Annotated in this window: 10 protein-coding genes; 9 read left to right on the plus strand and 1 reads right to left on the minus strand. The window is 54.1% G+C overall.

Annotated elements, in window-relative coordinates; genetic code table 11:
* Window positions 1-343 precede the first annotated feature (343 nt).
* Window positions 344-2,284, minus strand: a complete 1,941-nt coding sequence (gene csrD / locus ACZAHD_RS17520; RefSeq protein ID WP_462457911.1) for an RNase E specificity factor CsrD — start codon at window positions 2,282-2,284, stop codon at window positions 344-346.
* A 219-nt stretch (window positions 2,285-2,503) separates the two neighbouring features.
* On the opposite strand from csrD, the gene acuI reads away from it, so the two are divergent.
* The 9 genes from acuI to prmA all read left to right on the plus strand — a co-directional run bounded on the left by acuI (window position 2,504) and on the right by prmA (window position 10,383).
* Window positions 2,504-3,478: an acrylyl-CoA reductase (NADPH) gene (gene acuI / locus ACZAHD_RS17525; protein WP_462457912.1), complete on the plus strand. Its 975-nt coding sequence runs from the start codon at window positions 2,504-2,506 to the stop codon at window positions 3,476-3,478.
* A 77-nt stretch (window positions 3,479-3,555) separates the two neighbouring features.
* Window positions 3,556-4,557, plus strand: coding sequence for a protein-methionine-sulfoxide reductase catalytic subunit MsrP (gene msrP / locus ACZAHD_RS17530; protein ID WP_462457913.1), 1,002 nt, complete (start codon window positions 3,556-3,558; stop codon window positions 4,555-4,557).
* Window positions 4,557-5,156 (plus strand): protein-methionine-sulfoxide reductase heme-binding subunit MsrQ, encoded by a 600-nt coding sequence (msrQ, locus tag ACZAHD_RS17535; RefSeq protein WP_462457914.1) that lies wholly within the window; start codon window positions 4,557-4,559, stop codon window positions 5,154-5,156. The genes msrP and msrQ overlap by 1 nt, the downstream gene beginning before the upstream one ends.
* A gap of 233 nt (window positions 5,157-5,389) precedes the next feature.
* Window positions 5,390-5,842, plus strand: coding sequence for a type II 3-dehydroquinate dehydratase (gene aroQ / locus ACZAHD_RS17540; RefSeq protein WP_004868300.1), 453 nt, complete (start codon window positions 5,390-5,392; stop codon window positions 5,840-5,842).
* 22 nt (window positions 5,843-5,864) lie between these two features.
* Window positions 5,865-6,335, plus strand: a complete 471-nt coding sequence (gene accB / locus ACZAHD_RS17545; RefSeq protein ID WP_462457915.1) for an acetyl-CoA carboxylase biotin carboxyl carrier protein — start codon at window positions 5,865-5,867, stop codon at window positions 6,333-6,335.
* Between the two features lie 10 nt (window positions 6,336-6,345).
* Window positions 6,346-7,695: an acetyl-CoA carboxylase biotin carboxylase subunit gene (gene accC / locus ACZAHD_RS17550; RefSeq protein ID WP_462457916.1), complete on the plus strand. Its 1,350-nt coding sequence runs from the start codon at window positions 6,346-6,348 to the stop codon at window positions 7,693-7,695.
* A 111-nt stretch (window positions 7,696-7,806) separates the two neighbouring features.
* The gene (locus ACZAHD_RS17555) at window positions 7,807-8,049 is read left to right on the plus strand and encodes a YhdT family protein (protein WP_462457917.1); all 243 of its coding nucleotides are present in this window, start codon (window positions 7,807-7,809) and stop codon (window positions 8,047-8,049) included.
* Window positions 8,039-9,490, plus strand: a complete 1,452-nt coding sequence (gene panF, locus ACZAHD_RS17560; protein WP_462457918.1) for a sodium/pantothenate symporter — start codon at window positions 8,039-8,041, stop codon at window positions 9,488-9,490. The genes ACZAHD_RS17555 and panF overlap by 11 nt, the downstream gene beginning before the upstream one ends.
* A gap of 11 nt (window positions 9,491-9,501) precedes the next feature.
* A complete protein-coding gene (gene prmA, locus ACZAHD_RS17565; RefSeq protein ID WP_462457919.1) occupies window positions 9,502-10,383 on the plus strand; it encodes a 50S ribosomal protein L11 methyltransferase in 882 nt (293 codons plus the stop codon).
* Window positions 10,384-10,634 lie beyond the last annotated feature (251 nt).

A 10,634-nucleotide genomic window follows, 5' to 3' on the forward strand; every position in this document is an offset into this window, starting at 1 on the left:
CAGGTCATTGGAAAACATGCCACGAAATTTTTTTAACATACTAAGGGATAATCCTGAAAGCTGGGGCGGAAAACAAAATCCGCTTACTTTACCAACCACACGCAGCAGCGACAAGGCGCAAAAATCATCTGCTACGGTGAAAATTAGTGCAGCGCATTTCCTTCGTTACAAATTTACCGGGTCCATTCAGTGGCGAAATCGTCAACAGCACTCCGCGCCTGAATCCGTAACCCGTCAAAGGTCATTTGCTGGCATTTACATTGCGATAATCCGGCAGGTAGACAAGCACACCCCCTTCACTATGGCGCGCGTTATTCTACGTGAAATCACGCTAAACGGCAGATCAAACCGAGTATCTTTGCGAATATTTTTTCACATTCGTGTCAAGTGGCTGTGTGGCGGCAAAAAATTCCCCCTGCCCACCCGTAACACCGCATTGAGACAGCACCTGCCACTCACTACGACTACGAACGCCAGTTGCAAAAACCTGGACCGGCATACCCTTACAGGCCTCCACCAGGCTCTGAACCAGCAGCTGGTTCTCACTGCGCTTTTCGATATTGCGCGACAGTCCCTGGTGCAGCTTAATGACTTCGACATCCAACTGCTTGATCCAACTGGTTCCAACCAGCGTTAATCCGGCCTGCACAACGGCAACACGAATACCCAGAGCATTGACCAGGCGCATTACCGGTTGTAAGCGGCCGATATATTGACAAACATCTGCCTCTGCAAGTTCAAAAATAATCCGTCGACGTTGCGATTTTTCACTCTGCATCAAGGTATCACGCAGCCAGCGCTGAAATCTCGGCCGGATCAATGATTCCACCGTCACCTGCAGCGCAAGGTTTTCCTCCGGCCAAAAACTTAAAAAGGGCAGCAATCGCGTGATCTGCAGGCGGTCATACTCTTCCGCCAGGCCGAACTGTTGCACCATTGGCATATATTCTGCCGCGCTCACCTCTTCCTTGCCGTCATACAATCGCGACATCAGTTCACGATGATGGACGCGCCCGTCGCGAGTAACGGCCGGCTTCTGATACAACCTCGGCCCGCCGCGGCTGAGCATTTGTTCAATCAGCGTACGCCAACGGACGTTACCGCGCCCTTTCTCCGGTAATGAGTCATCGTAGACTGCCCAACTATTGCTGCCCTGTAGCACCGCATTGCGCGTCGCAGCCTCGGCGCGTTCCATCACCAGGGCCGTCGTCTGCCCGCTGCGGAAAGCGCAAAGACCGATATGCATCATGTCATCGCGGTCAAGAATCCGCGTCGGCGGCAGCGCATCTACCGCTTTTAACAGCAATCCGGCGATGCTATCGGCCTCTTTTAAGGTACGGTGAGGAAGGAGTACGGCAAAATCACTGCGGTGGTAGCGTGCCAGCAGCGCCCCGGGATAGCGCATAATAAAAGTCGACAGCAGGTTGATAAGCGTGAAGTAGTGTTCTTCGGCAGCGGCTCGCCCCCAGTTATCACGTAGCAGATCGAACTCCGGCAGGCGGATCATCATCACGATACCGTGCGAACCCACTTTTTCCTGATCTTCCAGCAAACTCGCCAGTTGATTATCAAAGAACAGGCGGTTATTCAGCCCGGTCTTCGAGTCTTGTGCAGCATAAGAACGAATCAGCGTATCCATACGGCTGCGCTGATCGCTGGCAAACTGCAGCTCGGAAAGCAGCATATCCAGCGCGCTGCTGATGCTTGCCGGCCATTCATGTACCGACCCTCGTACCTGCGGTCCGCGTTCGCCGTTGAGGATCCGCGCAGCACGCACCTCCAGCAGCTCCTGTCCCGCCAGCTGACGGCGAATCCAGCGTACGGAGAAAAAGATAACCAAAACCATAAAGCCGATAGCTATCGATAAAGGCGCAGTGATGTGCAACGAGCGAAAATAATTTACCATCGGGTCGAGGTAGACCAGGTGAATCGTCATACCGGGGTGTTTTAACGACGGCACCGTTATTTCACGATACTGATTCTTACTCCCCGGTGGGCGGTAGCTGTCGCTACGCGCGTGAACGTGCACCGGCTTGCCGTTAAGCAGAAAATCGACCTGCACAATCTCCACCGGCGTCATCAACTCATCCATTTGCGGTTCGAGCTTATCGAAAGAGGATGAAACCAGGCGGTTATCCAGCATCGTCGCCACGGCCTGGGCACGATTCTCCATTTTCAGTTGGATACCGTTATAAAAACTCAGCGAAGCACCTATGAGCGTGGCAAAGATGGTCAGGCTGGTAAGCAGCGTGACAAATGCTGAGAACTTCGTCGTTAATCGCATCCCTGTGTTAACTCCGCGAGTGAATGACTGCCCGATAGATTCTCAGGCTCCTGTACTGGCACAGTACCTAAAGCAAGCACTAACTTTCTAAAACGCGAGGCATACTATCAAAGCTGGCGTTTCTGGCAATTTATTGCGTTATATCGGCGTAATAATGTCGATAGCGAGTATAGTCTGCAGAAAATTTTTTCCAATCTTTGTACAAATAAGGACCCGTATATGCAGGCTTTAATATTAGAACAGCAGGATGGTAAAACAATCTCTTCGGTGCAAACCATCGACGCCGACCAGTTGCCGCAGGGCGATGTCACCGTCGATATTCACTGGTCCAGCCTTAACTATAAAGATGCGCTGGCGATCACCGGCAAGGGAAAAATCATCCGCAACTTTCCGATGATTCCTGGCATCGATTTCGCCGGCACCGTTCACTCAAGCGAAGATCCGCGCTTCCACAGCGGCCAGAAAGTGTTGCTGACCGGCTGGGGCGTCGGCGAAAACCACTGGGGCGGTCTGGCCGAACGTGCGCGTGTGAAAGGCGACTGGCTGGTTGCGATGCCGGAAGGTCTTGATGGCCGTAAAGCGATGGCGATCGGTACCGCCGGCTTCACCGCTATGCTGTGCGTCATGGCGCTGGAAGATGCCGGCATCCGTCCGCTGGATGGTGAAATCATTGTGACGGGTGCCAGCGGCGGCGTCGGCAGTACGGCCATTGCGCTGCTGCATCAGCTCGGCTATTCGGTCACCGCAGTCTCTGGCCGCGAAAGCACCCATGAATATCTGAAAAGCCTCGGTGCGCAGCGCATTCTTGGTCGTGAAGAGTTTGCCGAAACCCGTCCGCTGGAAAAACAGCTGTGGGCTGGCGCGATTGATACCGTCGGGGACAAAGTACTGGCGAAAGTGCTGGCACAGATGAACTACGGCGGCTGCGTCGCCGCCTGTGGTCTGGCCGGGGGCTTCGCACTGCCGACGACGGTAATGCCGTTTATTCTGCGTAATGTTCGCCTGCAGGGGGTCGATTCCGTCATGACGCCGTCCGCGCGTCGCGCTGAAGCCTGGCAACGTCTGGTGCGCGACCTGCCGGAATCCTTCTATACCACAAGCACCACGGAAATTACGCTGGCAGAGGCCCCGGCATTCGCCGCTAAGATCATGAACAATCAGATCCAGGGTCGGACGTTGGTGAAGATCGCCTAATCTGCAATTTTTCGTGACATATTCGCGATAAATCGCCACCTCCGTCATGCTTAGGAAAAAGCATGCCGGAGGATGTCATGAAACCCAAAAAACTCACGGAAGCCGATGTAACGGCAGAATCCGTTTTTATGCTGCAGCGCCGCCAGGTTCTGAAGTCACTCGGGATCACCGCAACGGCCCTTTCTCTTTCCCCCACGGCGCAAGCCGATCTGCTGGACTGGTTTAAAGGTCATGACCGCCCGCCGGCGCCGGCCGGTAAAGCGCTCACTTTCAATAAACCTGCCGAATGGCAAAGTAAGCTCGCGCTGACCCCAGAAGATAAAGTTACTGGCTATAACAACTTCTATGAATTTGGCCTCGATAAAGCCGATCCGGCCGCCAATGCTGGCAGTCTGCGTACCGACCCGTGGACGCTGACAATCGGCGGCGAAGTGGCCAAACCGCTGACGCTCGATCATGACGACCTGACCCGGCGCTTTCCACTGGAAGAGCGCATTTACCGGATGCGCTGCGTGGAGGCCTGGTCAATGGTGGTGCCCTGGGTTGGCTTCCCGCTGCATAAACTGCTGGCGCTGGTTGAACCCACCAGCAACGCCCGTTTTGTCGCATTTAAAACCCTGTATGCGCCGGACCAGATGCCGGGGCAAAAAGATCGCTTTATCGGCGGGGGGCTGGCTTATCCTTATGTAGAAGGGCTTCGGCTGGATGAAGCCATGCACCCACTGACGCTGCTGAGCGTCGGCGTTTACGGTAAAGCGCTGCCACCGCAAAACGGCGCGCCTGTCCGGCTGACCGTCCCGTGGAAATACGGTTTTAAAGGTATCAAGTCCATCGTCAGCATCGAGCTGACGCGCGAGCAGCCCCCCACCACCTGGAATCTGGCCGGGCCGGAGGAGTATGGCTTTTACGCTAATGTCAATCCGCACGTCGATCATCCGCGCTGGTCGCAGGCCACAGAGCGTTTTATCGGCTCTGGCGGCGTGCTCGATGTTAAGCGCCAACCGACGCTATTGTTTAACGGCTATGCTGACCAGGTGGCGTCGCTCTATCGGGGACTGAATCTGCGGGAGTACTACTAGTGCGTCTGAGCGTAAAACAGATTACCTGGCTGAAGGTGGGACTCCATCTGGCCGGCTTCTTACCCTTCATCTGGCTCTTCTGGGCCGGACATCAGGGCTACTTTAGCGCCGACCCGGCAAAAGATATCCAACACTTTACCGGTAGGATGGCTCTTAAATTTTTGCTTGCGACCTTGCTCGTCTCACCGCTCGCGCGCTACGCTAAACAACCGTTGTTAATTCGTACCCGGCGTTTACTCGGGCTGTGGTGCTTTGCCTGGGCAACGCTGCATCTCACCAGCTACACGCTGCTGGAGTTAGGTATCAACAATCTGGCGCTGCTGGGCTCGGAGTTAGTCAGCAGACCTTACCTGACGTTGGGTTTTATCAGCTGGTTGATTTTGCTGGCGCTGGCCGCCACCTCAACACAAGCGTTGCAGAGAAAACTGGGTCGCCGATGGCAAAATTTGCACAACTTCGTCTATCTGGTGGCAATCCTTGCCCCCATTCACTACCTGTGGTCGGTGAAGATCTTATCCCCACAGCCGGTGATTTATGCCCTGCTGGCCGCGTTGCTTTTAGCATGGCGTTACAAGAAGTTCCGTCAGTGGTGGCGATAATCATCGGATATGTGCAGTTTCCCGCAGATCTTTTATCAACCGCGACGCTTTGAACGATAGCGGTTGATAATCTTCCCTGATAAGACCAGTATTTAGCTGCCAAATGCTACGAAATCGTTATAATGTGCGACTTTGGTTTTCCTGACAGGGTTTTCGCGCCCTGAAAAGGTGACAAGCGCGCTTCGAAGGTATATTTTGTTTTTTACCCGAGAATAGCAGGAGATAGCCACACAATGGCTGACAAGTTTCGCATTTTGCTTTTAAACGGACCCAACCTTAATATGCTCGGTACCCGTGAGCCTGAGAAGTATGGCACCCTTAAGCTTTCTGAGATTGTTAACCGTCTGGAATCAGAAGCTTCGGCTCTGAATGTGGCGCTGGATCACCTGCAGTCCAATGCGGAATTCGCGCTAATCGACCGAATTCATCAGGCTAAAGACACTGTGGACTATATCCTGATTAATCCGGCCGCGTTTACGCACACCAGCGTGGCTATCCGCGATGCATTGCTTGCGGTCAGTATCCCGTTTATCGAGATTCACCTGAGCAACGTACATGCACGCGAACCGTTCCGTCACCACTCCTATCTGTCGGATATCGCCTCGGGCGTCATCTGCGGACTCGGTGCGGACGGCTATTCATACGCTTTACAGACGGCGGTAAAACGCCTGTCACAATCACACTAAACAAAGAGTACGGAACCCACTCATGGATATTCGTAAGATTAAAAAGCTGATCGAGCTGGTTGAAGAATCAGGCATCTCCGAACTGGAAATTTCTGAAGGCGAAGAGTCTGTACGCATCAGCCGTGCCGCACCAAATGCGGGCTACCCGGTCATGCAGCAGGCTTATGCCGCGCCGATGATGCCAGCTCAGACACCGGTTGCAACCGCACCGACCGCCGCCTCCGCTCAGGCAGACGCGCCGGCGAAAGCTGAAATCAGCGGTCACATCGTACGTTCCCCGATGGTCGGTACTTTCTACCGTACCCCGAGCCCGGACGCAAAAGCGTTCGTGGAAGTCGGTCAGAAAGTTAACGTGGGCGACACCCTGTGCATCGTAGAAGCGATGAAAATGATGAACCAGATCGAAGCCGATAAATCCGGCGTGGTGAAAGCCATTCTGATCGAAAGCGGCCAACCGGTAGAATTTGATGAGCCGCTGGTAGTCATCGAGTAACGAGGCAAACATGCTGGATAAAATTGTTATCGCCAACCGAGGCGAGATTGCACTGCGTATCCTGCGTGCCTGTAAAGAACTGGGCATCAAGACCGTCGCTGTGCACTCTACTGCGGATCGCGATTTAAAACACGTACTGTTAGCGGATGAGACGGTCTGTATCGGCCCGGCTCCGTCCGTAAAAAGCTATCTGAATATCCCGGCAATCATCAGCGCAGCGGAAATTACCGGCGCGGTGGCCATCCACCCGGGTTATGGCTTCCTGTCCGAAAACGCCAACTTTGCTGAGCAGGTTGAACGTTCCGGCTTCATCTTCATTGGCCCGAAAGCCGATACGATTCGTCTGATGGGCGATAAAGTGTCTGCGATCACCGCGATGAAGAAAGCGGGCGTACCAACCGTTCCGGGATCTGACGGCCCGCTGGGCGACGATATGGATGCTAACCGCGCTCATGCAAAACGCATCGGCTATCCGGTTATCATCAAAGCCTCCGGCGGCGGCGGCGGACGCGGTATGCGCGTTGTGCGCAGCGATGCTGAACTGGCCCAGTCCATCTCCATGACCAAAGCTGAAGCAAAAGCTGCATTCAGCAACGACATGGTATATATGGAAAAATACCTGGAAAATCCGCGTCACATTGAGATCCAGGTACTGGCTGACGGTCAGGGCAACGCTATCTATCTGGCAGAACGCGACTGCTCAATGCAGCGTCGTCACCAGAAAGTGGTCGAAGAAGCGCCGGCGCCGGGTATTACTCCGGAACTTCGTCGCTACATTGGCGAACGCTGCTCTAAAGCGTGTATCGACATAGGCTATCGCGGCGCAGGCACCTTTGAGTTCCTGTTTGAAAACGGTGAGTTCTACTTCATTGAAATGAACACCCGTATTCAGGTTGAACATCCGGTAACCGAAATGATTACCGGCGTTGACCTGATCAAAGAACAGCTGCGTATCGCTGCTGGCCAGCCGCTGTCCATCAAGCAAGAAGAAGTCCAGGTTCGTGGCCATGCGGTAGAATGCCGTATCAACGCCGAAGACCCAAACACCTTCCTGCCGAGCCCGGGTAAAATCACCCGCTTCCACGCGCCGGGCGGTTTCGGCGTACGCTGGGAGTCTCATATCTACGCAGGCTACACCGTCCCTCCGTACTATGACTCAATGATTGGCAAGCTGATTTGTTACGGCGAAAACCGTGATGTGGCGATTTCACGGATGAAAAATGCGCTGCAGGAGCTGATCATCGACGGCATCAAAACCAACGTCGATCTGCAGATTCGCATCATGAATGACGAGCATTTCCAGCATGGTGGAACCAATATCCACTATCTGGAGAAAAAACTTGGCTTGCAGGAAAAATAATCCTGTATGCGCAGTAAAAGGCCGGATAATCCGGCCTTTTTTCTTTTTCTCTCCTCTGATCTTTTCCATGCGGTACAATCCCCGCTTTCTTCATCCTCCCGGGACATAAAAATGGACAAACGGTTTGTTCAGGCCCACAAAGAAGCGCGCTGGGCGCTGTGGCTGACCTTTCTCTATCTTGCCGCCTGGTTGGCAGCTGCTTATTTGCCGAATAGCGGCATTGGCATTACCGGACTGCCGCACTGGTTCGAAATGGCCTGCCTGTTGGTCCCCCTGCTGTTTACTTTGCTGTGTTGGGCGATGGTACGTTTTATCTTCCGCGATATTCCTCTGGAGGATAACGATGCAGTTTGAAATCATCGTCGTCCTGATTACGTACCTGTTCGTGGTGTTCGGGCTGTCAATCTACGCCATGCGCCAACGCAGCAACGGCAGCTTTTTAAGCGAGTACTTCCTCGGCAGTCGCTCAATGGGCGGTTTCGTGCTGGCTATGACGCTCACCGCTACCTATATCAGCGCCAGCTCATTTATCGGCGGTCCTGGAGCCGCGTATAAATACGGGCTCGGCTGGGTCCTGCTGGCCATGATTCAGGTGCCAACAATCTGGCTCTCATTGGGGATCCTCGGTAAGAAATTTGCAATCCTGGCCCGTCGCTACAACGCCATCACCCTCAACGATATGTTGCAGGCTCGCTACCAGAGCCGGGCGGTGGTCTGGATTGCCAGTATCAGCCTGCTGGTCGCTTTCGTTGGGGCCATTGCCGTACAGTTTATCGGCGGCGCACGACTGCTGGAGACCGCGGCAGGCATAAAATATGAGACTGGCCTGTTAATCTTCGGGATAACCATTGCGCTGTACACGGCATTCGGCGGTTTTCGCGCCAGCGTACTAAACGACACCATGCAAGGTATGGTCATGCTGATAGGGACCATCGTGCTACTGGTCGGCGTCGTACACGCCGCTGGCGGACTGCACAGCGCAGTAGACACACTGCAAAAAATTGACCCACAGCTGATATCGCCGGAAGGCGTTGATGGTATCCTCACGCCGACCTTTATGACCTCGTTCTGGGTGCTGGTTTGCTTCGGGGTGATCGGCCTGCCACATACTGCTGTGCGCTGCATTTCCTACAAAGACAGTAAAGCCGTCCACCGCGGCATTATCATCGGTACCGTGGTTGTGGCGTTGCTGATGTTTGGCATGCATCTGGCCGGTGCGCTTGGTCGCGCGGTTCTGCCGCATCTGACCGTCCCGGATCAGGTCATCCCGACATTGATGGTGCAGGTTTTACCGCCGTGGGCCGCGGGCCTGTTTCTTGCCGCACCGATGGCAGCGATCATGTCAAACGTTAACGCCCATTTATTGCAGGCATCGGCTACGATCATTAAAGATCTTTGGTTGAGCGCGCAGCCCGCTAAAAAGCACAATGAATTGAAGCTGAAGCGGATCTCCACCGCCACGACGCTGGTGCTCGGGATCCTGATGATCCTGGCAGCCTGGCGACCACCCGAAATGATCATCTGGCTTAACCTGCTAGCCTTCGGCGGCCTGGAAGCGGTGTTCTTATGGCCGCTGGTATTGGGTTTATACTGGGAGCGCGCTAATGCTGCCGGGGCACTCAGCGCCATGCTTGTGGGCGGGGTATTCTATGCCCTGCTCGCGACGTTTAATGTTCAGTACCTGGGCTTTCATCCTATCGTGCCCTCACTACTGCTAAGTTTGCTGGCTTTTGTGATGGGAAACCGTTTTGGTCAGCCCGTTCCACCAGCCGCTGTTATGACTACTGACAAATAAAGAGTTTTGCTATGCCATGGATCCAACTGAAACTGAATACCACCGGCGCACATGCTGAAGACCTCAGCGACGCGCTAATGGAGGCCGGCGCGGTCTCCATCACTTTCCAGGATACTCACGATACGCCGGTTTTCGAGCCTCTGCCGGGTGAAACTCGCCTGTGGGGAGACACCGATGTTATCGGCCTGTTTGATGCTGAAAGCGATATGCATGACGTGGTGGCTATTCTCGAGCAACATCCGCTGCTGGGCGCCGGTTTCACGCATAAAATCGAGCAACTGGAAGATAAAGACTGGGAACGTGAATGGATGGATAATTTCCACCCAATGCGTTTTGGTGAGCGCCTGTGGATTTGCCCAAGCTGGCGCGAAGTGCCGGATGCAAACGCGGTCAACGTCATGCTAGACCCGGGCCTGGCGTTTGGTACCGGCACACACCCGACCACCTCGCTCTGTCTGCAATGGCTGGATGGACTGGATCTGACAGGCAAAACGATTATCGATTTCGGCTGCGGTTCGGGCATTCTGGCAATTGCGGCGCTAAAGTTGGGTGCCGCAAAAGCGATCGGTATTGATATCGACCCGCAGGCGATTCAGGCCAGCCGCGATAATGCCGAACGTAATGGCGTCTCAGATAGTCTGGAACTCTATTTACCGCAGGACCAGCCAGAAGCGCTCAGCGCCGATGTGGTGGTCGCCAATATCCTGGCAGGACCATTACGTGAGTTGGCCCCGTTAATCGGCGTGCTGCCCGTTTCAGGCGGTTTGCTGGGCCTTTCCGGTATTCTCGCCAGCCAGGCGGAAAGCGTCTGCGAAGCCTATGTCGATCGCTTTGCCCTCGACCCGGTGGTGGAGAAAGAAGAGTGGTGTCGGATCACCGGCCGCAGAAAGTAACTCTGGCCTGCGGCCTGCCGGCCGCTTTTTTGTTTCCAGTAACCGCTGAATGACGTCAGAAATGAGAGACAGATCGCATTACGATGCGCTTTTTTGACTACAAAAACAGCGTTTTATGCCGTTAACAGTCCCCTTTTTCTAAGAAAAATCGAGAAGTTTTGCGATTTTATAAATGGACACAAATTATCCACTGCAAATTAACATCATGATTAATATGATAATTTATCCATCTTGTTTCTACCGATGTTGGA

Source organism: Raoultella sp., assembly GCF_039594335.1.
Classification (GTDB): Bacteria; Pseudomonadota; Gammaproteobacteria; order Enterobacterales; family Enterobacteriaceae; genus Klebsiella.